This window comes from Sphingomonas sp. NIBR02145 (assembly GCF_027359115.1).
GTDB lineage: Bacteria > Pseudomonadota > Alphaproteobacteria > Sphingomonadales > Sphingomonadaceae > Sphingomonas > Sphingomonas kyeonggiensis_A.
The window spans coordinates 415,309-437,856 of sequence record NZ_CP114791.1; the positions used below are offsets into that span (position 1 = coordinate 415,309).

A 22,548-nucleotide genomic window follows, 5' to 3' on the forward strand; every position below is an offset into this window, starting at 1 on the left:
CGATGGGGGGGCGGCTTGCGGGCGGGGAGGCGTAGAGGGAGACGCCTCACCCGCCCTGGTGGCGCGGCCGGGGGCTGCCGACGCCATGTTACTTGCAGGGGCCGTTGAACACGACCTTCACGTCGGCCGAGATGCCGGCGATCAGCGCGCGCGGGCTCTTCTCGTCGATCGCGATGCGTACCGGCACGCGCTGCGTCACCTTCACCCAATTGCCGTTGGCATTCTGGGCCGGGAGGACGGAAAATTCGCTGCCGGTGCCTGCGCCGAGGGATTCGACATGCCCTCGCAGCTCGAGGCCCGGATAGGCATCGAAGCCGACAATCGCGCACTGGCCGACCCGCATCTTGTTGAGATCGGTCTCCTTGAAGTTCGCATCGACCCATGCCGGCTTGTCCGAGACGATCGTCACCGCCGCGAGGCCGGTGATCATCTGCTGGCCCACCTGGAGGCTCTTGGTCTGGCTGACCACGCCGCTGACCGGCGCGACCACGGTGGTGCGCTGCAGGTCGAGCAGCGCCTTGCTCAGCTGCACCCGCGCCGCCGCGATTTGCGGGTTCTCGCCCGGCACCGCGGCGCCAGTGGCTATCTTGGCCCGCGCCTCATTGGCACTGGCCTGGGCATTCTGCAGCTGGGCACGTGCCTGCTCGAGCGCATGCTGGGCCGACTGGAAGTTCGCCCGTGTCGTGAAGCCCTGCTTCATCAGCGCGTTCTGCCGGTCGTAATTCTCCTGGGCGTTCTGGATCGCGTCCTGCGCCGCCTGGATGTCGGCGCCCTTGCCCTGGAAGCTCACCTGGTCGGTATTGAGCTGCACCTGCGCCGCGGCGATCGCGGCCTGGGCCTGGGCCACCGCGATCTTGTAGGGCTCGGGATCGATGCGGAACAGCACGTCGCCCGCCTTGACCGCCTGGTTCTCCTTCACCCCGACATAGACGATGCGCCCGGCGACGTCGGTCGAGACCGAGCTCTTGTCCTGCTGCACATAGGCATTGTCGGTCGACACGCTGTGGCCGCCGGTGAAGTAGAAATAGCCCACGATAGCGAGCAGGATCGCCGGCACGCCGAACATCAGCAGCGGACGCAGCAGCCCGCGCTTCGGCTTGGCCGGTGCCTCCGGCGCCTCGGGCACGGTCGTACCCTCGGTCGGGATGGTGATCCTGGTCTCTTCGGACTTCTCGATCTTGGGATCTGCGTCAGCCATTTGCGGCCTCTTTGCCCTCTTGAACGTTGCTCAGGTTCGCGCGGATCGCCTGGAGCGATCCGACCAGTTCTTCACGCTGCACGGAGCTCAACCCCTGAAGCGCGTCTTCGATCATCACCCCGGCCAGCTCCTGGAGCTCGTCGAGCACCGGATCGGCCTTGTCGGTGAGGTGGATCCGCCAGGCGCGGCGATCGGCGGGATCGCGGCGGCGCTCGACGAAACCGGCCTCCTCCAGCCGGTCGACCATCCGGCACGCGGTGATCGGCTCGACTTCGAGCTGCTCGGCCAACTGGCCCTGGTTGAGGCCGGGCTGGCGCGAGAGGATCTTGAGCGCGCGCCACTGCGCCACGCTCGCGCCGCTGCTACGCGCGCGCTCGTCGAAACGGCGGCGCAACAGGCGAGCGGTATCGCTCAAGAGGAATCCAAGACTCTCGGTCATAGCGCGCACATAATAAGCACACTTATAGATTGCAATCTGCAACCAGAGTGCATTGTGCGATGCGGCAATTGCGTTGGCTGCAATCATCCTTCCGTCATCCCCGCCTGCGCGGGGATGACGTCGTGTGGGGACGAAGAGACACAGAGACGACGAACGGAGAGGGACCATGGAGACGGAAATGACCGGCGGCTGCCAGTGCGGCCGGGTGCGCTATTCGGTGACGGTGCGTGACGACGAGGCCTATCTCTGCCATTGCCGCATGTGCCAGCGCGCCACCGGCGGCGTCTCGATCGCGTTCAAGAATGTCGCCAAAGCCGATGTCCGCTGGGAGCGCGAGCCCGAGCGCTACCCGTCTTCCCCGATCGCCCGGCGCGGCTTCTGCTACCAGTGCGGCACGCCGCTGACCTATGAAGCGCACGGCCATGACCGGCTCGACCTGACTGTCGGCAGCTTCGACGATCCGGACGGTTTCGTCCCCACCGAGCATTCGGGATGCGAAAGCTGGCACCGGGCGTGGCTTGACACGAGCCACCTGCCGGCATCACGGACCGACGAGAACCCGAGCCTCGTCAAACGCTGGATGGATAAAGTTGGCCGACTTCCCGATTGAAACGCATCGCTTCACCAGCTTCGACGGCGCCGAGCTTGCCTGGCATGTGATGGGCGAGGGGCGCGATGCGGTGCTGATCCACGGCTATGCCTCCACCGCGGAGATCAACTGGATCAAGTACGGCCATGCCGCCAGGCTCGCGGAGAAGGGCTTCCGGGTGATCATGCCCGATCTGCGCGGGCACGGGATGAGCGCTGCGCCGCACGATGCCGCCAGCTATCCGCCGGATGTGACCGCGCGTGACGGCCTGGCGCTGGTCGAGCATCTGGGCCTCACCGACTATGACCTGGGCGGCTATTCGCTCGGCGCGCGCACCACGGTGCGGATGATCGTCGACGGCGGCGCCACGCCGCGCAAGGTGATGCTCGCCGGCATGGGGCTTTCGGGCCTCACCGCCGCCTCGCGCACCGGCACTTATTTCCGCCGCGTGCTCACCAATCTCGGGACCTTCGAGCGCGGCTCGAGCGAATGGCTGACCGAAGCTTTCCTCAAGACCTCCAAGGCCGATCCGCTGGCGCTGCTGCCGGTGCTCGACACCTTTGTCGATACCCAGGAAGCGCATCTCGCCCGGCTGACCGAGGAGACCTTGGTCGTCGCCGGCGTGGAGGACGATCATAACGGCTCGGCGCATGAACTTGCGGACCTGCTGCCCAACGCCACCTTCGTCGAGATTCCAGGCAACCACATGAGCGCCGTCACCCGGCCGGAGCTGGGGCGCGCGATCGCCGATTTCTTCGCGGCTTGACCGCCCGGGAACGCATCTCCATCGTCGGCCCCATCCAGATATAAGAGGGGCCTTCCCATGATCCGTACCGGTATTTCGGCGCTCGCGCTTGCGGCCGCCCTCGTCGTCGCGCCAGCAGGTGCGCAGGACAAGACGCCGACCGCTGCAGAGGCCAAGGCGTTCGTCGCCGATGCCGAGGCGAAGCTCGGCGCCCAGGGCGTCGTCGCCGCGCGCGCCGACTGGGTTTACAGCACCTATATCAACCAGGACACCGAGGCGATGACGGCGCGCGAAGGCGCCAAGCTCACCTCGCTGCAGGTCGATCTCGCGCTGGGCGCGGCCAAGTATGCCAATGTGCCGGGCCTCGACTATGATACCAGCCGCAAGCTCGCGATGCTCCGCAACAAGATCGTGCTGCCGGCGCCGACCACTCCGGGCGCGGCGGAGGAGCTGGCCGGCCTCTCGGCCAAGATCACCGGCATCTACGGCGCGGGCAAGGGCACGCTGAACGGCAAGCCGATCAACGGATCGGACATCGAGGCGGCGATGGGCGAGGAGCGCGATCCCGCCAAGCTCAAGGAGATGTGGGTCAGCTGGAACGACAATGTCGGCGCCCCGATGCGCCCCGACTATGCCAAGCTGGTCGGCATCGCCAACAAGGGCGCGACGGGCCTCGGCTATGACGATGTCGGCGCGATGTGGCGTTCGGGATACGACATGGATCCGGCCGCCTTCGCCGCGACCACTGACAAGATCTGGAACGACCTCAAGCCGCTCTACATCGCGCTGCACACCTATGTGCGCCGCAAGCTCAACGAGAAATATGGCAGCGCAGTCCAGCCCGCCAAGGGCCCGATCCGCGCCGACCTGCTCGGCAACATGTGGGCGCAGGAATGGGGCAATATCTATGACATCGTGGCGCCCGCCGGCGCCGGCAGCGTCGGCTATGACGTCGGCGAGCTGCTCAAGGCCAAGGGCTATGACCATCTCAAGATGGTGAAGGCCGGCGAGGGCTTCTACTCGTCGCTCGGCTTCGCGCCGCTGCCGGGCACCTTCTGGGAGCGCTCGCAGTTCGTGAAGCCGGCGGACCGCGAAGTCGTCTGCCATGCCTCGGCCTGGGACATCGACAATGTCGACGACCTGCGCATCAAGATGTGCATCAAGGTCAATGCCGACGACTTCGTGACCATCCACCACGAGCTCGGCCACAACTATTATCAGCGCGCCTACAACAAGCAGTCGACCCTGTACCTCGACGGCGCGAATGACGGCTTCCACGAGGCGATCGGCGACTTCATCGCACTGTCGATCACGCCGGACTACCTCGTCCAGATCGGCCTGCTCGACAAGTCGCAGGTGCCGAGCGCGGACAAGGACATCGGCCTGTTGCTCCGCCAGGCGATGGACAAGGTGGCGTTCCTGCCGTTCGGCCTGCTGGTCGACAAGTGGCGCTGGGGCGTGTTCTCGGGCCAGATCCCGACGAACGGCTACCAGGCCGGCTGGGACAAGCTGCGCCTGCAATATCAGGGCATCGTGCCGCCGGTGGCGCGCGACGAGACCCGCTTCGATCCGGGCGCCAAGTTCCACATCCCGGCGACCACGCCCTATACGCGCTACTTCCTGGCGCGGGTGCTCCAGTTCCAGTTCTACAAGGCGGCGTGCGACCAGGCCGGCTGGAAGGGTCCGCTCCATCGCTGTTCCTTCTACGGCAACAAGGAAGTGGGCGCGAAGCTCGACAAGATGCTGGCGATGGGCGCGTCCAAGCCCTGGCCGGACGCGCTGCAGGAATTCACCGGCTCGCGCGAGATGTCGGGCAAGGCGATGGCGGAATATTTCGCCCCGCTGAAGAAGTGGCTCGACGAGCAGAACAAGGGCCAGCCGCAGGGCTGGTAAGCCTGGAAATACGGCCATTCCACTACCCCTGCGATGCGCTAGGCTATGCGCATCGCAGGGAGGGGTTCATGTCGATTCGCCTGGTTTTCGCAGCGCTGATGGCGCTGCCTTTCGTCGCGGCGGTGCAGCCCGCGGCATCGCAGGAAGTGCGGGTGCGGATCGTCGGCACCGGGCAATATGAAGCGCCGGCCAGCTCGATCGTGGTCACCGGCACCTTCTGGAAGGACGGCGAGAGCCAGGCCGAGGCGGATGCTGCCCTGGCGGCCAATTACGACGCGCTTGCCCGTGCGGTCGCGAAGCTCGGTCTGCCGGCGAGCGCGCTCGTCCGGGAGCCGAGGCCGACGGCTCTCCTGCCGACGACGAGCATTCTCACCGTGCCGACCGTAAAGGCCCCGCCGCCACCGCCGCCGCCGGCATCCTCATCCGGCGCGCGCCTGGCGCCGCCGATCGTGACCACGCCGCGCATCACCATGCCGCCGCCACCCGTGCGGCGGCCCAATGCCACGGGCGGCTATACCGTCACGCTCGCCAATGCCGACCAGCTTGCGGAGCTGCGCCGGTTGCTCGCCGCTTCGACGATCAGCCTGGGTACAGAGCAATACAAGCTTGCCGATGAAGCGGCCGCGCGCCGCCAGGCCAAGACGCGGGCGGTCACCGCCGCACGGGCAGACGCGGATGCCTATGCCGCGTCGCTCGGCCTGAAGGCGGTTCGCCTCGTCCTCATCGATGAGGCGGGGCAGCTGACGCCGCCGGCGCTCGCGCGCATGCTCGAAGCCAGCGCGCCGCCCTATCGCCTGCGGGCGGAACCCGCCAAGCCCGGCTTCGTGCGGGTTGAGGCGAGCGTCATGGCGGAGTTCGCGCTCACGCCCTAGCTGCGGATCGCGGCGCGGTGGCGCCCCGGCCCTTGCCGGTGACGCGGCGGCGGCTCAGGCCGGCGGGTCGCTGTCGGGGATCATGCCCTCGTCGGCGATCTGCGCGTCCCATTCGGCTGAGCTGTCGGTGCCGTCGGACTGGTGCGCGTGCGGCGCCTCGGCTTCGGGCTGTTCCTCGGGGTCGATCATGGTGACTCTCCTCAACAGGGCTGAACGCACCGCCGAGATAAGCTGTCCGCCCGGTCCCGTCATCCTACCCGAAGGAAGGATGACGGCGGACAGCCTTACCGGAACGGCGGCTCGTTGAACGCGCGCAGCTTGCGGGAGTGGAGCTTGGCGCCTTCGCGGCGCAGCTCCTCGCAGGTCTCGATGCCGATCTTGAGGTGCTCGGCGATCGCGCGCTCGTAGAACAGGTTCGCCTGTCCCGGCAGCTTGAGCTCGCCGTGGAGCGGCTTGTCCGAGACGCAGAGCAGCGTGCCATAGGGCACGCGGAAGCGATAGCCCTGGGCGGCGAGCGTGGCGCTCTCCATGTCGATGCCGACCGCGCGGCTGAGCGAGAAGCGCAGCGCCGATTGCGAGTAGCGCAGCTCCCAGTTGCGGTCGTCGGTGGTGACGATCGTGCCGGTGCGCAGCCGCTGCTTGAGCTCGTCGCCCGACTGGCCGGAGATGGTACCGGCGGCGCGGGCGAGGGCGAGCTGGACTTCGGCGATGGCCGGGATCGGGATCTCCGGCGGCAGCACGTCGTCCATGATGTGGTCGTCGCGCAGATAGGCGTGGGCGAGGACATAGTCGCCGATCCGCTGGCTCGGGCGCAGGCCGCCGCAATGCCCGATCATCAGCCAGGCCTCGGGGCGCAGCACCGCGAGATGATCGGTGATCGTCTTGGCGTTGGACGGGCCGACGCCGATGTTGACCAGCGTGATGCCCGAGCCGTCCTTCGCCATCAGGTGATAGGCGGGCATCTGGTGGCGACGCCACGCCGAGGTGTCGTTGAGCAGCCGGTCGGTATCGTCCCCGGCCTCGACCAGGAGGCCGCCCGCGCCCGAGACCCCGGTGAAGCGCGAGCCCTCACCGAGCTGGTCGACCGCCCAGCGGACGAACTCGTCGACATAGCGGTGATAGTTGGTGAACAGGATGTATTGCTGGAAATGCTCGACCGGGGTGCCGGTATAGTGGCGCAGGCGGGCGAGCGAGAAATCGGTGCGCAGCCCGTCGAACAGCGCGAGCGGCCGAGTCGAGTCCGAGGACATCCACAGCCCGTCGGCGATCTCGTCGCCGATATGCGCCAGCTCGGTCGCCGGGAAGTGACGGCCCAGCTCGGTGACCGAGATCTGGTCCATCGCCGCGATGTGGCCGGGATCGAGCACATAGGGGAAGGGGATTTCCTGCCGCCCGGTGACGGCATGGACCTCGACGTCATAGTCCTCGATCAGGAAGGTCAGCTGCTCGATCAGGTAGCGGCTGAACATCGCCGGGCGGGTGACCGAGATGCGATACTCGCCTTCCTCGACCAGCCGGCCGAACGAGCGGCGCGGGGTGGGGCGGTTGCGGTCGGTGCCGCCGCGATAGGTGACGCGCAGCTCGGGATAGGCGAAGCTGCCGTCGGTCCGGTCTTCCGGGCTCGGCGGCGTGCCTTCGCTGATATAGCGGTTCAGGGCGGCTTTGAGGCGATCGACCGAGGCGTTGTAGAGGCGCTCGAGATCGGCGACGATGTCGGATGCTTGAGTCATCTTGCAGGGCTAAGCGCCAAAAATGACTCTGGCAAGACCATGGGCCGAGGCAAGCCCCGGCCCAGGCTGGCCCTCCCCATAGGGGAGGAATTTTTTCCGGCTTATTTCTTGGCCGGCTTGGCCGCGGGTTCCTTGTCGCCGCCCAGCTGGGTGGCGGCATAGGCGGCACCGCCCACTGCGGCAGCGACTCCGGCGGCGATGCCGGCCGCGGCGATCGGATGCTCCTTCACCGCATTGACGGTCGCATCGACTGCGTCGCCGATCGCTTCCTGCGCCTGGGCGAGGAAGCTCTTCGCCTCGTCCCTGGCTTCGGCGACAGTCTCGGGAAGTGCGTTGGCGGTTTCGGTATCGGCCATGTCGGTCCCTTTCTGAAAAGCTCGCCAGATCAACTCCGGCGAGCCTTCCAAGGTTCCGTTACGCTGCCGTGTTCAGCTCACAGCTTGCCGAGAAGATACTCGGCTCACAGCTTGCCGAGAAGATACTCGGCCGAGCTCACTTCGAACTGGCCCGGCGCCTCGACGTTGAGCTGCTCGACCACGCCGTCATTGACCAGCATCGAGAAACGCTGTCCGCGCGTGCCCATGCCGAACTTCGAGCCGTCCATGGTCAGGCCCAGCGCCTTGGGGAAATCGCCATTGCCGTCGGCGAGCATCGTCACCTTGCCCTCGACGCCGCTGGCCTTGCCCCAGGCGCCCATCACGAAGGCGTCGTTGACCGCGGTGCAGGCGATCTCGTCCACGCCCTTCGCCTTGATCTCTTCGGCCTTTTCGACAAAGCCCGGCAGGTGCTTGGCCGAGCAGGTGGGGGTGAAGGCACCCGGTACAGAGAAGATCGCCACCTTGCGGCCGGCGAAATAGTCGTCCGAGGAAATCTGGTCGGGGCCAGCCTCGGTCACCTTGACGAAGGTTACGCTGGGAATGCGGTCGCCAACCTGGATGGTCATTCTTCTCTCCTGGAAATGAGTCGTGCCGCTCCATCGGCTTGTGGCGGGTGATTTTCAAGCGTGCGGAGCCGAAGTGGTGCGGCTACGTTGATCGGGCATGGACTCGACACCTTTCCTTACCGGCCAGTTCCTCCTCGCCATGCCGGGCATCGGCGATCCGCGCTTCGAACGCGCGGTGATCGCGATGTGCGCGCACGACGATGAGGGGGCGCTCGGCATCGGCATCGGCGACACGATCGAGGGGCTGACCCTCCATGACCTGCTCAAGCAGTTCGAGATCGAGCCGGGCGACGCGCCCGACACGCCGGTGCATTTCGGCGGCCCGGTCGAGCCGCGTCGCGGCTTCGTCCTCCATTCGCCCGACTGGGGCGGACAGGACACGATCGATGTCGACGGCCGCTGGGCGCTGTCGGGCACGATCGACGTGCTGCGGGCGATCGCCGAGGGCACCGGCCCCGCCAAATATCTGGTCGCGCTCGGTTATGCCGGCTGGAGCGAGGGGCAGCTCGACAGCGAGATGGCGCGCCATGGCTGGTTCAACACCGCCGGCACGCCCGACCTGATCTATGACATCGACGCCGAGGACCGCTGGGCAGTCGCCTTTGCCGGCGCCGGCATCGATCCCCGCCTGCTCTCGAACAGCGCGGGGACCGCCTGACGCCCTAGTGCGTCGGGTCCGCCGGCGTCTCGTCGTCGCCGCGGACATAGACCTTGCCTTCCAGCACCTTGATCCGCACCACCGTGTCCTGGTGCGGGGTCGAGCAGAAGCTGCCGGTGGTGTTGACGTCCATCTTCTCGTGCGTGTCGCGCTGGCGCAGCACGAAGCGTACCGGCAGCGCGCAGGTCTTCGGCCCGCCATTCTTGAAGCGCAGCGTCGCCTTCAGCGGCTCCAGCGCATTGCCCATCTGGTTGTCGCTCCAGCGCGGCGAGCGGCCCGGGCTGGCGGAATCGACATAGAAGCCGACCACGTCGTAATTCGCGGTCTCGTTGATGATGACCATGCAGCCGAGCTTCCAGCAGTTGACCTTCACCTGCTCGGGATAGTTGCGCATCATCGCTGCCCAGGCCCGCGCGTCGCCGCCGGGGTCGCCGACATCGCGGATGATGCCGGCGCTGTCCTGCGCAAGGGCAGGCAGGCTGGGGGCGAGCGAAAGGAGCAACGCAGACGCAAGGAACCTGAGCATGGGTGAACTCGCAATGTGGATTGTGACGCGAGCCACGATTTGCCCGGTCCCGCGGCTTTCGTCACCGCCAAAAAATTGGGGTACCACCATTTCCGGCGAAGTTACCGCCCGACCGTACCACGGCCGGGCGGTACCAATTGTCAGGCCGGCTCGGCCACGCGGACGCGCAGCGCCCGTGCCGCGGCGACCATCGCGTCGATCGCCGGCTTCACTTCCTCCCATTTGCGGGTCTTGAGCCCGCAATCGGGGTTCACCCACAATTGCTCGGGCGCGAGGTGCGCCTGGGCGAGCTTCATCAGTTCGACCATCTCGTCCTGTGTCGGCACGCGCGGCGCGTGGATGTCGTACACGCCCGGCCCGATCGCGCTCGGGTAGCGATAGGCGGCGAAGCCCTCGAGCAGCTCCATCTGCGAGCGCGCGGTCTCGATCGAGATCACATCGGTATCCATCGCGCCGATCGCCGGCAGGATGTCGTTGAACTCCGAATAGCACATGTGGGTGTGGATCTGCGTCGCGTCAGCCACGCCCGCCGCGGTCAGGCGGAAGGCATCGACCGCCCAGTCGAGATAGGCATCCCAGTCGCGCCGGCGCAGCGGCATGCCCTCGCGCAGCGCCGCTTCGTCGATCTGGATCGCCTTGCAGCCAGCCGCTTCCAGGTCGAGCACTTCGTCGCGGATCGCCAGCGCGATCTGCTGGCACGATGCCGAACGCGGCTGGTCGTCGCGCACGAAGCTCCAGTTGAGGATCGTCACCGGACCGGTGAGCATGCCCTTCACCGGCTTGTCCGTCAGCGACTGCGCATAGCGCCACCATTCCACCGTCATCGGCTGGGGCCGCGAGACATCGCCATAGAGGATCGGCGGCCGCACGCAGCGCGAGCCATAGGACTGGACCCAGCCATTTACCGTGAAGGCGAAGCCGGCGAGCTGCTCGCCGAAATACTGGACCATGTCGTTCCGCTCGAACTCGCCGTGGACCAGCATGTCGAGCCCGGCTTCCTCCTGCCAGCGGATCGTCCGCTCGGTCTCCTCGCGCAGGAACCGCTCATACGCCGCGCTGTCGAGATTGCCGCGGTTGTGCTCGGCGCGGGCGTGGCGCACTTCGGCGGTCTGCGGGAAGGAGCCGATCGTGGTGGTCGGGAAGGGCGGCAGGTCGAGCACTTCCGCCTGCACCACGGCGCGCGCGGCATAGGGCGAGGTCCGCTCGCGCATCGCCGCGCTCACCGCCGCCATCCGCGCCGCGACCTTCGGATCGTGGATGCGCGGCGAGACCTTGCGCGCCGCAGCCGCCGCACCCGATGCGGTGAGCTTCGCGGCCACCCAGTCGCGCCCGCCATTGAGCGCATCCTTGAGCGTCGCCAGCTCGTCGATCTTCTGCACGGCAAAGGCGAGCCACTGCTTCACTTCGTCATCGAGCTTCGGCTCCAGCGCCAGGTCCACCGGCACATGAAGCAGCGAGCAGGACGGCGCGATCACCAGGTCGCGCGTCGCCGCGATCGGCTCCAGCCGGTCGAGCAGCCTTTCCAGGTCGGCGCGCCAGATGTTGCGCCCGTCGATCACGCCGAGCGAGAGCAGCAGCCCCTTGGGCGCGGCGACCAGTATCTTGTCGAGCTGGTCCGGCGCGCGGACGAGATCCAGGTGCAGCCCGGCCACCGGCAGGTTCACCGCCAGCGTCAGATTATCCTCCAGCGCGCCGAAATAGGTGGCGAGCATGATCTTCAGGCCCAGACGCGGCAGCTTGGCATAAGCGCGGGTGATCGCGGCGCGCTGCCGCTCGTTGAGGTCGGTGGCAAGGATCGGCTCGTCGATCTGCACCCATTCGGCACCGGCATGCTGAAGCTGGGTCAGCACCGCCGAATAAAGGCCGAGCACTTCGTCGAGATAGTCGAAAGGATCGACGTCGCGGCCCTTGGCCAGGCTCAGCCAGGTGACCGGCCCGAGCAGCACCGGCCGCGTCTCGTAGCCGAGCGCCCTGGCCTCGCGATATTCGTCGACGATTTTGGCGGAGGAGAGGGCGAGCTTCTGCCCGGCGACCAGCTCGGGCACCATGTAATGATAATTGGTGTCGAACCATTTGGTCATTTCCTGCGCAGTGTGGCCATGGCCATGCGTGCAGCCGCCAGTCTCCCCGGTCGTGCCGCGCGCCATCGCGAAATAGGTGCCGAGGTCGGCGGTGCCGGCGGCGACGCCGTAGCGCTCCGGGATCGCGCCCAGCATCAGGCTGGTGTCGAGCACATGATCGTAGAAGGAGAAGTCGTTCGACGGCAGCCAGTCGACTCCGATCGCGGCCTGGCGGGCCCAGGCGGCGGCGCGCAGCCCTGCGGCGGAATCTAGCAGTTCGGCTTCGGTGGACTTGCCGCTCCAGAATTTCTCCAGAGCGAATTTCAGCTCGCGCCGCGGACCGATCCGCGGAAAGCCGAGCGTGGCAACAGTGACGGTCATGGTCTTCATACCCCGATGAAGGGCGGGGGAGACCGGCACGGACACGCACACGCGCCGCGAACGGACGGAAGGCCCGGCCGCGGCAAGCAGGCGGCCAGACCGGGCACCCCGCCGGTGGACGTTATCGCGTCAAAGGCAGGTCTCCTGGCTCACGGGTCAGCGCGGACGATCCGTCTTCCCAGGGTTGCCCCCAGTGACATGCTGGACCGCCGCTCGCCGCTTACAGTTGCGGGGGCAGCGCCGGAATCGCACCGGCTTCCCGTCTTAGCTTCCGCCCGGATTTGGCCCGGCGGAAGAACCTCGACCGCTTAAGCATCCGCCTGTCGGGATGGTTCGTCAAGGGTGATATAAAGAATTCTTTATATGATGGTTTCGGGAGAGCCTCTATTCCGTCATGCTGAACTTGTTTCAGCATCCAACTCTACCCCAGCGATACCGCTCGAGGCGCGTTGGACCCTGAAACAAGTTCAGGGTGACGGAGGATTGGAAGCGGAAATCACCGCTTCCCAGCCAGTTCCCGCCCAAGCCGGTCCACCCGCAGCCACCGCCCGCCGGTGTACCAGTGATGCTCGCCGTCCCCGGTCAGCGTGCATCCGATGCAAACTTCGGCGACACCCTTCTCGAACGGCATCGCCCCGTCGTATCGCCGCGCGATCACCAGGTGCAGCGCGCGGTCGATATAGCCGATCTTGCCGTTCCATTCGGAACGTGCACGCCCGTCGACGAAGGGATCGGCGCCATTGTCCATCGCCATCACCGGCGCGCTGCGACCGTCGCGGGCGACATAATGGAAGCTCTTGCCGACATGGACGGTAGCCAGTCCGTCCCGGTCATGGTCGAGCTTCATCCGATGCGCCGGCGCCAGCCGGATCGTGCCGTCGGCGTCCTGCGCCGCGCAGTCCGGGAAGGTGTCGAGCTCGCCGCCGCGCGGGGCGTAGAAGCAGGGGAGGGGGTAGCGCTGCTGAGCCGGTTCGGAGGGTGCCGCGAGCGTCACGAGCGGAAGGAACAGCCAGTGCATGAGGCGAGGCTATCATGGCGCTGTGCCTCGCACAAAGACCGGCTCGCCGTGACATATAAAGATATCTTTATATCGGGATTGCGCGGCCAGGGCGAAGCCTGTAGGGCGCCCGCATCCGCCGCCGGTGATTCCCGGCGCGTAACCGATTCACATCTGGAGACAGCTCGTGGCTACCGTGCTCGACAAGGACTATGTCATCAAGGACCTCTCGCTTGCCGCCTTTGGCCGCAAGGAAATCGAGATCGCCGAGACCGAAATGCCGGGCCTGATGGCGCTCCGCGCCGAGTTCGGTGCTTCGAAGCCGCTCAAGGGCGCGCGCATCACCGGCTCGCTGCATATGACGATTCAGACCGCCGTGCTGATCGAGACCCTCAAGGAACTCGGCGCCGAGCTGCGCTGGGCGACCTGCAACATCTACTCGACCCAGGACCATGCCGCGGCCGCCATCGCCGAGGCCGGCATCCCCGTCTTCGCCGTCAAGGGCGAGACGCTCGAAGAATATTGGGATTACGTCATCCGCATCTTCGACTGGGGCCAGGACCAGACCTGCAACATGATCCTCGACGACGGTGGCGACGCCACCATGTTCGCGCTGTGGGGCGCGCGCGTCGAGGCGGGTGAGGAACTGTTCACCCCGTCGAACGAAGAGGAAGAGATCTTCGTCGCCACGCTGAAGCGCTTCCTTGCCGAGCGTCCGGGCTACCTGACCAAGACCGTCGCCACGATCAAGGGCGTGTCGGAAGAGACCACCACCGGCGTGCACCGCCTGTACGAGCTGTCGAAGAAGGGCAAGCTCCCGTTCCCGGCGATCAACGTCAACGACAGCGTCACCAAGTCGAAGTTCGACAACCTCTATGGCTGCAAGGAATCGCTGGTCGACGCGATCCGTCGCGCCACCGACGTGATGCTCGCCGGCAAGGTCGCCTGCGTCGCCGGCTTCGGTGACGTCGGCAAGGGTTCGGCCGCGTCGCTCCGCAACGGCGGTGCCCGCGTTCTGGTCACCGAGATCGACCCGATCTGCGCGCTGCAGGCGGCGATGGAGGGCTATGAAGTCGTGACGATGGAAGAGGCCGCCACCCGCGCCGACATCTTCGTCACCGCCACCGGCAACGAAGCCGTGCTCACCGTCGACCACATGCGCGCGATGAAGAACATGGCGATCGTCTCGAACATCGGCCACTTCGACAGCGAGATCGAGATCGCCGGCCTGGCGAACTTCAAGTGGACCGAGATCAAGCCGCAGGTCGACGAAGTCGAGTTCCCGGATGGCAAGAAGATCATCGTGCTGTCGAAGGGCCGTCTGGTGAACCTCGGCAACGCGACCGGCCACCCGTCGTTCGTGATGTCGTCGTCCTTCACCAACCAGGTCCTCGCCCAGATCGAGCTGTGGACCAAGTCGGACGAGTACAAGAACGACGTGTACGTCCTGCCGAAGCACCTCGACGAGAAGGTCGCGGCGCTGCATCTCGACAAGCTCGGCGTGAAGCTGACCAAGCTGACCCAGAAGCAGGCGGACTATATCGGCGTCACCGTCGAGGGTCCGTTCAAGCCGGATCACTATCGCTACTGATCCTTCGCCGTCAGGCGAATGAAAGGGCCGCGCTTCCCCCCGGGAGGCGCGGCCTTTTTCGTTGGCGCGGGCCGACTGCCGTACTGTTGTAATCTCGCAACACGCCGCAACAAACTGTTGTCGCAAGGCAACCAAAACCCGCATTTCCGCGTCATGGCAAAGTCAGGGACAAAAGCCGGCAACAATCGGCTCCGAGGTCGCACGGTCAGTTTATTAAAGGGGATGTATCATGCGTAGCTCTTGTGCGCTCACCCGGCGCGGCCTGTCCTTTACCGCGTCGGTCGCCGTTCTTGCTCTAGCCCAGATCGCCACGCCGGCAGCCGCGCAGACCGCGGACCAGACGCCGGCGCCCGCCGAGGCGCAGGCTGCGGTTCCGGAACAGGCCGATCAGGCCGCGCCGCAGGAAGGCGCCATCGTCGTCACCGGTTCGCGTATCCGCCGCCAGGATTTCGAGACGCCGAACCCGGTCGTGACCCTGGGCGCCCAGACGCTCCAGGAATCGGGCACCACCAACCTCACCGACTTCCTCACCGGCTATCCGGCGCTGCAGGGCTCGGCGACTTCGGGCAACAACTCGGGTGACCGCGCCGGCATCGGCTATACCGGCCTCAACCTGCTCGACCTGCGCAATCTCGGCACCCAGCGCACGCTGGTGCTGGTCGATGGCCGCCGCCACGTCTCGGGCGTGCCGGGCACCGCGTCGGTCGATATCAACACCATCCCCAACGACCTGGTCGAGCGCATCGAAGTGCTCACCGGCGGCGCCTCGGCCATCTACGGTGCCGACGGCGTCAGCGGCGTCGTCAACTTCATCATGAAGAAGAACTTCCAGGGCATCAGCGCCCGCGCCCAGGCGGGCATCTCCGAATATGGCGATGCCGGCCAGCGCATGTTCTCGATCACCGCCGGCAAGAACTTCGCCGACGGCCGCGGCAACATCGCCATCGCCTATGAATATGGCGAGGAGGATCGCCTCGATTCGCACGATCGCCAGCGCTACAGCGGCACCAACCAGGTCGGCTTCTATCGCAACCCGAACGGCACCACGCCCACCTATGTGCCGCTCAACGACATCCGCTATTTCGACACCGCGCGTCAGGGCGGCATCGATCTCGATTTCGACGGCCTGCCCGACTATTTCGTCGGCGCCAACGGCCTGACCCCCTATGATCCGGGCAAGTTCGTGCGCACCGCCTTCCAGCAGGGCGGCAGCGGCACGCTGGTCTCCGACTATGGCAACGACCTGCTGCCGGAAGTGAGCCGCCATGTCGTCAACGCGATCGCGCATTTCGACGTCAGCCCCGCATTCTCGGTCTTCGCCGAGGCGAAGTACGCGCGCACGCACAGCTATTCGCTCGCCCAGCCGACCTTCGACTATTACCTCCTGATCCCGGAGGATAACCCCTATATCCCGGCCGCGCTGCGGCCGCTGATCGCCGCCACCGGCAATGGCGGCGTGCTGATGAACCGCGACAATTTCGATTTCGGCCAGCGCGGTGAGGACATCACCCGCGAGACCTATCGCGGCGTGTTCGGCGTGCGGGGCGACCTGAGCAGCCACCTCAACTACGAAGTGTCGTACACCTATGGCCGCACCGACGTGTCGAGCCGCTACCTGAACGACATCCTCGACGACCGCTTCTATGCCGCGATCGACGTGGTGCAGGGCGCGAACGGCCCGACCTGCCGGGTGAACGTCAACCCGGCCTGGACGCCCGACCAGCCCTATGCGAGCCGCGACGTCTTCTCGCCGACCACCTTCCGTCCGGGCGAGTGCGTGCCGCTCAACCTGTTCGGCGAGGGCGCCGGCAGCCAGGCGGCCTATAACTGGATCAAGGCCGACACGCTCGATCGCGCCCGCATCCAGCAGCACGTCGCCACCGCCTATCTGTCGGGCGACCTTGGTGGTCTGTTCACCATGCCGGGCGGCGGCCAGGTCGGCTTCTCGGTCGGCGCGGAATATCGCAAGGAAAAGAGCAGCTTCACCGCCGATCCGCTGGCGGCGCAGGGCCTGACTTTCGCCAACTCGCTCAGCAATGACGGCGGCGAATATGACGTGAAGGAAGTGTTCGGCGAGCTCAACGTGCCGCTGCTCACCGACACCATCGTCCACCGCCTCGAAGTGGGCGGCGCGGTGCGCTTCTCCGACTATTCGTCGATCGGCCACACCACCACCTGGAAGCTTGATGGCAAGTTCGCGCCGGTGCGCGACATCACCTTCAACGGCACCTATTCGAAGGCGGTGCGCGCGCCGAACATCGGCGAGCTCTATGCGGGCAATTCGCAGACCTTCGAGTTCATCACCGATCCGTGCCTCCCGGCCGAGATCCAGTTCGGTACCCAGTATCGCGCGGCGAACTGCCAGGCGCTGCTGAGCTCGCTGGGTGCCAACCCGGCGACCTATACCGACGCGCGCTCGACCAACCTGCCGGGCTTCGCCGGCGGCAACCCGAACCTGAAGCAGGAAGAGGCGACGACCTGGACCGCCGGCGTGGTGCTCCAGCCGAGCTTCATCCCGGGCCTGTCGCTGCGTGCCGACTGGTATGACATCAAGCTGAAGAACGCGATCAACCAGGTCACCTCGCAGCAGCTCGCCGAGCTCTGCGTCGACCAGCCGACGCTCAGCAACCCGTTCTGCGCGGGCATCACCCGTCAGAACGGCGCGACCGGCAACGCCGCGGCGGGCAACATCGTCAGCTTCAACGTCGTGCCGCAGAACGTGGCGCAGTTCCGCACCGCGGGCCTCGACGTGAACTTCAACTACCGCCTGAAGACCGACAATGCCGGCACCTTCAGCCTGAGCGTGGTCGGCAACTATCTCGATCGCCTCGAGTTCATCGGCACCCCGGGCGCCGATGTGACCAACTCGCGCGGCGAGACCTATGCCCCGAAGTACACGGTCAACGCCGATCTCACCTGGCAGCTGGGCGGGTTCACCGCGAACTACGGCATCCTGTGGTTCGACAAGACCTCGCGCTACACCAACCAGCAGATGGCCGGCGATCCGACCATCGTCGCGGAGGAATACAAGTACCTCAAGCAGCGTTGGCAGCACGATATCTACCTGAGCTACGATATCGACCAGCGCTTCCAGATCTATGGCGGCGTGCGCAACCTGTTCGGCCAGATGCCCGAGCTCGGCACGCGCATCTATCCGGTCAACGCCGTCGGCCGCTTCGGCTATGTCGGCGCCAAGGTGAAGCTGCCGAACCTGTTCTGATCGGCAACTTCGCCCTGAAGCGAAAAAAGGAAGGGCCCGGCGGCATGCCGGGCCCTTTTCGTTTGGCGACAAACTGTCCTAAGGGACGGAGATGATCCCCCGGAACGGCGCGCTTTGATCCACATCACGCAATCGGCCGCGGTGCTCGCGGGCGCGGCGCTGGCGTTGCTGGTGATCGGCGGCGTCTGGGCGCTGTTCGCCGGCCTGCGTGCCCGTGCCGACGCGACCTCGATCGCCGAGGCCAATGCCCGGCTCGCCGCGCTGGTCAGCGGTTCGCCGGCCCAGGCGATGCTGGTGCGTGCCGATGGCCGGCTCGAGCTGTCGCGGCGGCTGGGGGACTGGCTTGGCTTCCAGGATCTGCCGCGCGAGCTGGACGAACTGACCGGAGCAGGGACGGGACTGCTGCCCGAGGATGCCGATGCCCTCGGCGCGCATGTCGCGGCCGCGCAAAAGGCCGGCAAGCCGTTCAGCCTTTCCGTCCGTGCGCTCGGCTCGGAACGTGCGCTGCTGGTGATCGGTGAGCGCGCGCCGCAGACCGTCAACGCTCCTGGCGGCGTCGTGCTCTGGTTCCTCGACGCGACCGAGAGCCAGGACGAGATCAACCGCCTCCAGCGCGAGGCTACCCGGCTGCGCGCCGCCTTCGACGCGCTCACCGCGCTGATCGAGGCTGCACCGATGCCGATGTGGTATCGCGGCGGCGACCTTCGCCTGCTCATGGTCAACTCGGCCTATGTCGAGGCCGTGGAGGGCAAGGATTCCGAGGATGTCGTCGAGCGCGGGCTCGAGCTGATCGAGGGCGTCGGCCTGGGAGGACCACTCGCCAATGCCGCGATCGCCCGCGACACCGGTGAACCGCAGACCGCGGCGATGCCCGCCACGATCGGCGGCAAGCGCCGGATGCTGCGCCTCCACGACATGCCCTTGCCCACCGGTGGCGTCGCTGGCTTCGCGGTCGATATCGAGGAGCTGGAGCAGGCGCGCGGCGGTCTCAAGCGCTTCGCCGCTGCCCAGCGTGCGATGCTCGATCGGATCTCGGCCGGCGTCGCCCAGTTCGGTGCCGATCGCAGCCTGATCTTCTCCAACCAGCCGTTCCGCCGGATGTTCGCGATCCGCAACGAGTGGCTGGCCGATCGCCCCGAATTCGATCGCGTGCTCGATCGCATGCGCGAGGCCAATCGCCTGCCGGAAGTGCGCGACTATCCGGCCTGGCGGGCGGAGCGGGCGCACTGGTTCGTGTCGCCCGACGCGGTCGAGGAGACCTGGAGCCTCGGTGCCACCCATATGCGCGTCGTCGCCCAGCCGCTGCCCGAAGGCGGGCTGCTGCTGCTGTTCGAGGACCAGACCCAGCAGTTCGAGCTGCAGCGCGAGCATGGCGAGATGCAGCAGGTGCGCACCGCCACGCTGGAGAGCCTTGCCGAAGCGGTCGCCGTGTTCGGCAAGGGGCGGCTCCAGCTGTGGAACCGCAAGTTCCGCCAGGTCTGGGGCTTTGAGGACAGCTTCCTCGACAGCCATCCGCAGGTGCCGCAGCTGGTCCGCGCCTTTGGGCCGAAGCTGGTCAAGGCGTCTCGCGCTGACATCATCGGCGACCTGATCCGCATCGCCGCGCAGGAGCGCCAGTCACGCGGCTCCAGCATCGCCTTTGCCGATGGCCGCCATTTCGACGTGACCGCGGTGCCGCTGCCCGACGGCAATGCGCTGGTGACGATGCTCGATACCACCGATCATCACCGCGCCGAGCGCGCGCTCAGCGCCCGCAACGAAGCGCTGGAAGCGGCGGACCGGGTCAAGACCTCGTTCCTCGCTAACATGAGCTATGAGCTGCGTACCCCGCTGACCTCGATCAAGGGCTTTGCCGAGATGCTCAACGGCGGGTTCGCCGGCCCGCTTTCGGAGAGCGGGCAGGAATATTCGGACGCGATCCTGATCTCGGTCGACCGGCTCGGCACGATGATCGACGAAGTGCTCGATCTCACCCAGAGCGAAGGTTCGCCACTTGAGAAGGCGCCGGTCGATATCGAGCACGCCGCGCAGAATGCCGCCGAAGCGATCGCGCCGCTGGCCAAGGCCAAGCATATCGAGCTGGTGGTCGAGAATGCCGGCACCGCCGGTGCGATCACCGGCGATGCGCGCCGCGTCCGCCAGGTGATCGAGCATCTGCTGCGCCACGCCGTCTCGCAGACGCCGGAGCAGGGCAGGGTGCTGCTCCATCTCGACGGCAACAGCCGCGTCGCCCGCGTGATCGTATCGGATAACGGTCCGGGCATGACGCCCGAGCAGGTCGCTACCGCCTTTGATCGCTTCGCCCAGTTCGGCAATGCCCGCGGCAGCCAGCGCTCGCTGGGCCTGGGCCTGCCGCTGGCGAAGCAGTTCGTCGAGGCGCATCGCGGGCGGATCGAGCTGATCTCCGAACCGGGTGAGGGGACGCTGGTAACCGTGGAACTGCCGCGGCGATGATCCTCTCCAGCCTCGATCAGTCGCTCGAACTCGGCCGCCGTCTCGCCGGGCTCGCCCGCCCCGGCGACGTCATCGCGCTTTCCGGCCAGCTCGGCGCCGGCAAGACCAGCATCGCCCGCGGCCTGCTCGCCGCGCTGGGACTGGAAGGCGAGGCGCCGTCGCCCAGCTTCGCGATCGTCCAGCCCTATGAGCCGCCCGAGGTCCGTTTCCCGGTGCTCCATGTCGATCTCTACCGGCTCGACGATCCATCCGAGGCCGAGGAACTGGGCCTCGACGATGCCCGCTATGATTCGCTGCTGATCGTCGAATGGCCCGAGCGGCTGGGCGAGGCAGCATGGCACGATGCGCTGTGGTTGTCCCTCGATGTGGCACCGGACGGCGCGCGCGTCTTGACAGCGAAGGTGCCGGCGGCATGGAAGGACCGATGGTTTCTGACATGAATCCGCCCGCCGCGGCGCCCGACTTCCTTGTTGCCGCTGGTTGGGGCGGAGCCGAGATCCGCCCGCTTGCCGGCGACGCCTCGTTCCGCCGCTATTTCCGGGTGGTGGAGCATGACCGCACCGCGATCCTGATGGACGCGCCGCCCCCGCACGAGGATCCGCGCCCCTTCATCAACATCGCCCGCTGGCTGACCAGCCACGGCTTCGCCGCGCCGGAGATCCTCCACGAGGACCTGACCGAGGGCCTGGTCCTGATCCAGGATTTCGGCGACGCCCGGATGCGCGAGACCGTCGACGCCGCGCCCGAGAGCGAGCTGCGCCTCTACGAGGAGGCGATCGACCTGCTCATCCGCCTCGCCGAATATCCGGCCGCGGACATCCTCAAGCCCTACAGCCTGGCCGAGTATCACCGCGAGGCGGACCTGCTCCCCGAATGGTATTGCCCCGCGGTCGGCCTGGAGGTCGACATCGACGGATACCGCAAGGCCTGGGACGAAGCGCTGGCGCCGGTGCTCGCGGGTCACACGCCTGTCACGGTGCTGCGCGACTACCATGTCGAGAATCTCATGCTGATCGACGGTAGCGCGGAAACCTTGGGCCTGCTCGACTTCCAGGACGCCCTGGCGGGCCATCCCGCCTATGACCTCGTCTCGCTGCTGCAGGACGCCCGCCGTGACGTGCCCGAAAGCCTCGAGACCGCGATGCTCGATCGCTACAAGCGCATCACCGGCGCCGGCTACGCGTTCGATGTCGCCTATCACGTGCTCGGCGCGCAGCGGAACGCCAAGATCGTCGGCATCTTCACTCGCCTTTGGCAGCGCGACGGCAAGCCGCGCTATCCGGGCCTGTGCCCGCGCGTCTGGACCTATCTCAACCGCGACCTCCGGCACCCCGCGCTCAAGCCGGTCGCCGACTGGTTCGCAGCCAATATCCCCGTCGACATGCGCGGCGATCCCCTCGCACTGACCAAGGCATAAGACCGGGGCAATGAAACCCTCCGCCACCTATTCGCTGCGCCCGAACCCGGACGTCGCCATGCCCGAGACCGCAATGGTGATGGCCGCCGGCCTCGGCAAGCGCATGCGCCCGCTCACCGTCACGCGCCCAAAGCCGCTGGTCGAAGTCGCCGGCAAGCCGCTGCTCGACCATACGATGGATCACCTGCGCGAGGCCGGGATCAAGCGCGCCGTGGTCAACGTCCACTACCTCGCCGACCAGGTCGAGGCGCACCTCAAGGCCCGCGCCGGCGGCATCGACGTCCAGATCTCGGACGAGCGCGCCCAGCTGATGGAGACCGGCGGCGGCATCGTCCAGGCCCGTGAGATGCTCGGCGACCAGCCCTTCTTCACGGTGAACAGCGACACGCTCTGGGTCGACGGCCCGATCGGCTCCCTCAACGCGCTCGCCGCCGCCTGGGATGATGAGAAGATGGACGCGCTGCTGCTGCTCGTGCCCCTGGCGCGCGCATACAGCCACAAGGGCATGGGCGATTTCCGCCTCGATCCGCTCGGCCGCATCACCGAGCGCCGCAAGCCCGGCCGCCTCGCGCCCTTCGTCTATGCCGGCGCCCAGATCATCCACCCCCGCGTGATCCGCGACTGGCCCGAGGGCCCGTTCTCGACCAATTTGTTCTGGAACCGCGCGATGGAGCAGGGGCGGTTGTGGGGCACGGTCCACCAGGGCCTGTGGTTCGACGTCGGCACCCCCGGCGCGGTCAAGGAAGCCGAAGAGATACTGGCGACGGTCTAAACCCGTCATCCCGGCGAACGCCGGGCTCTCAGGCCGTATCCCGACCCCTCAACGCATTCCGTC

The 22,548-nt window shown here is 66.8% G+C and carries 20 protein-coding genes and 1 riboswitch; of the genes, 11 read left to right on the forward strand and 9 right to left on the reverse strand.

What is annotated here, in order from left to right; translation table 11 throughout:
- Nucleotides 1–88 precede the first annotated feature (88 nt).
- Together O3305_RS02030 and O3305_RS02035 are read right to left on the reverse strand one after the other, a co-directional pair.
- Entirely contained in the window at nt 89–1,198 is a 1,110-nt protein-coding gene (locus O3305_RS02030; protein ID WP_269574932.1) for an HlyD family secretion protein, read from the reverse strand.
- Complete coding sequence (locus O3305_RS02035) at nt 1,191–1,613, reverse strand: MarR family winged helix-turn-helix transcriptional regulator (protein WP_269574933.1); 423 nt, start codon at nt 1,611–1,613, stop codon at nt 1,191–1,193. Before O3305_RS02035 ends, O3305_RS02030 begins: the two co-directional genes overlap by 8 nt.
- A gap of 190 nt (nt 1,614–1,803) precedes the next feature.
- Between O3305_RS02035 and O3305_RS02040 the strand changes: the two genes are divergently transcribed.
- The 4 genes from O3305_RS02040 to O3305_RS02055 all read left to right on the forward strand — a co-directional run bounded on the left by O3305_RS02040 (nt 1,804) and on the right by O3305_RS02055 (nt 5,736).
- Nucleotides 1,804–2,247: a GFA family protein gene (locus O3305_RS02040; RefSeq protein ID WP_269574934.1), complete on the forward strand. Its 444-nt coding sequence runs from the start codon at nt 1,804–1,806 to the stop codon at nt 2,245–2,247.
- The gene (locus O3305_RS02045; RefSeq protein ID WP_269574935.1) at nt 2,228–2,992 is read left to right on the forward strand and encodes an alpha/beta fold hydrolase; all 765 of its coding nucleotides are present in this window, start codon (nt 2,228–2,230) and stop codon (nt 2,990–2,992) included. The genes O3305_RS02040 and O3305_RS02045 overlap by 20 nt, the downstream gene beginning before the upstream one ends.
- 57 nt (nt 2,993–3,049) lie before the next feature.
- A complete protein-coding gene (locus O3305_RS02050) occupies nt 3,050–4,864 on the forward strand; it encodes a M2 family metallopeptidase (RefSeq protein ID WP_269574936.1) in 1,815 nt (604 codons plus the stop codon).
- A gap of 68 nt (nt 4,865–4,932) precedes the next feature.
- Nucleotides 4,933–5,736, forward strand: coding sequence for an SIMPL domain-containing protein (locus O3305_RS02055; RefSeq protein WP_269574937.1), 804 nt, complete (start codon nt 4,933–4,935; stop codon nt 5,734–5,736).
- Between the two features lie 54 nt (nt 5,737–5,790).
- On the opposite strand, the gene O3305_RS02060 is transcribed toward O3305_RS02055, so the two are convergent.
- From O3305_RS02060 to O3305_RS02075, 4 genes are all read right to left on the reverse strand, one after another.
- Complete coding sequence (locus O3305_RS02060) at nt 5,791–5,925, reverse strand: hypothetical protein (RefSeq protein WP_260396061.1); 135 nt, start codon at nt 5,923–5,925, stop codon at nt 5,791–5,793.
- Between the two features lie 95 nt (nt 5,926–6,020).
- Nucleotides 6,021–7,466, reverse strand: coding sequence for an AMP nucleosidase (locus tag O3305_RS02065; protein WP_269574938.1), 1,446 nt, complete (start codon nt 7,464–7,466; stop codon nt 6,021–6,023).
- A gap of 101 nt (nt 7,467–7,567) precedes the next feature.
- The gene (locus tag O3305_RS02070) at nt 7,568–7,822 is read right to left on the reverse strand and encodes a hypothetical protein (RefSeq protein ID WP_269574939.1); all 255 of its coding nucleotides are present in this window, start codon (nt 7,820–7,822) and stop codon (nt 7,568–7,570) included.
- A gap of 104 nt (nt 7,823–7,926) precedes the next feature.
- Nucleotides 7,927–8,409 carry a peroxiredoxin gene (locus O3305_RS02075; protein WP_184167286.1) on the reverse strand — a complete coding sequence of 161 codons (483 nt, stop codon included), beginning with the start codon at nt 8,407–8,409 and terminating at the stop codon, nt 7,927–7,929.
- Nucleotides 8,410–8,506: 97 nt separating this feature from the next.
- Here O3305_RS02075 and O3305_RS02080 point away from each other — a divergent pair, with 97 nt between their 5' ends.
- A complete protein-coding gene (locus O3305_RS02080) occupies nt 8,507–9,067 on the forward strand; it encodes a YqgE/AlgH family protein (protein ID WP_269574940.1) in 561 nt (186 codons plus the stop codon).
- A 4-nt stretch (nt 9,068–9,071) separates the two neighbouring features.
- Here the strand turns inward: O3305_RS02080 and O3305_RS02085 are convergent, their stop codons facing one another.
- The 3 genes from O3305_RS02085 to O3305_RS02095 all read right to left on the reverse strand — a co-directional run bounded on the left by O3305_RS02085 (nt 9,072) and on the right by O3305_RS02095 (nt 13,052).
- A complete protein-coding gene (locus tag O3305_RS02085; protein WP_269574941.1) occupies nt 9,072–9,593 on the reverse strand; it encodes a hypothetical protein in 522 nt (173 codons plus the stop codon).
- Between the two features lie 140 nt (nt 9,594–9,733).
- The gene (gene metE / locus O3305_RS02090; protein WP_269576428.1) at nt 9,734–12,034 is read right to left on the reverse strand and encodes a 5-methyltetrahydropteroyltriglutamate--homocysteine S-methyltransferase; all 2,301 of its coding nucleotides are present in this window, start codon (nt 12,032–12,034) and stop codon (nt 9,734–9,736) included.
- Nucleotides 12,035–12,151: 117 nt separating this feature from the next.
- A riboswitch (cobalamin riboswitch) is annotated at nt 12,152–12,352 on the reverse strand.
- Nucleotides 12,353–12,530: 178 nt separating this feature from the next.
- Nucleotides 12,531–13,052 carry a WG repeat-containing protein gene (locus O3305_RS02095; protein ID WP_269574942.1) on the reverse strand — a complete coding sequence of 174 codons (522 nt, stop codon included), beginning with the start codon at nt 13,050–13,052 and terminating at the stop codon, nt 12,531–12,533.
- Nucleotides 13,053–13,218: 166 nt separating this feature from the next.
- On the opposite strand from O3305_RS02095, the gene ahcY reads away from it, so the two are divergent.
- The 6 genes from ahcY (at nt 13,219) to O3305_RS02125 (ending at nt 22,485) form a co-directional block, all read left to right on the forward strand.
- Entirely contained in the window at nt 13,219–14,622 is a 1,404-nt protein-coding gene (gene ahcY / locus O3305_RS02100) for an adenosylhomocysteinase (RefSeq protein ID WP_184167277.1), read from the forward strand.
- A 229-nt stretch (nt 14,623–14,851) separates the two neighbouring features.
- Complete coding sequence (locus tag O3305_RS02105; RefSeq protein WP_269574943.1) at nt 14,852–17,842, forward strand: TonB-dependent receptor plug domain-containing protein; 2,991 nt, start codon at nt 14,852–14,854, stop codon at nt 17,840–17,842.
- A 114-nt stretch (nt 17,843–17,956) separates the two neighbouring features.
- Nucleotides 17,957–20,296: a PAS domain-containing sensor histidine kinase gene (locus O3305_RS02110; RefSeq protein WP_269574944.1), complete on the forward strand. Its 2,340-nt coding sequence runs from the start codon at nt 17,957–17,959 to the stop codon at nt 20,294–20,296.
- Nucleotides 20,293–20,736, forward strand: a complete 444-nt coding sequence (tsaE, locus tag O3305_RS02115; protein WP_269574945.1) for a tRNA (adenosine(37)-N6)-threonylcarbamoyltransferase complex ATPase subunit type 1 TsaE — start codon at nt 20,293–20,295, stop codon at nt 20,734–20,736. Before O3305_RS02110 ends, tsaE begins: the two co-directional genes overlap by 4 nt.
- Nucleotides 20,733–21,713, forward strand: coding sequence for an aminoglycoside phosphotransferase family protein (locus tag O3305_RS02120; RefSeq protein WP_269576429.1), 981 nt, complete (start codon nt 20,733–20,735; stop codon nt 21,711–21,713). The genes tsaE and O3305_RS02120 overlap by 4 nt, the downstream gene beginning before the upstream one ends.
- A 10-nt stretch (nt 21,714–21,723) precedes the next feature.
- The gene (locus O3305_RS02125; RefSeq protein ID WP_269574946.1) at nt 21,724–22,485 is read left to right on the forward strand and encodes a nucleotidyltransferase family protein; all 762 of its coding nucleotides are present in this window, start codon (nt 21,724–21,726) and stop codon (nt 22,483–22,485) included.
- The last annotated feature ends 63 nt before the right edge of the window (nt 22,486–22,548 follow it).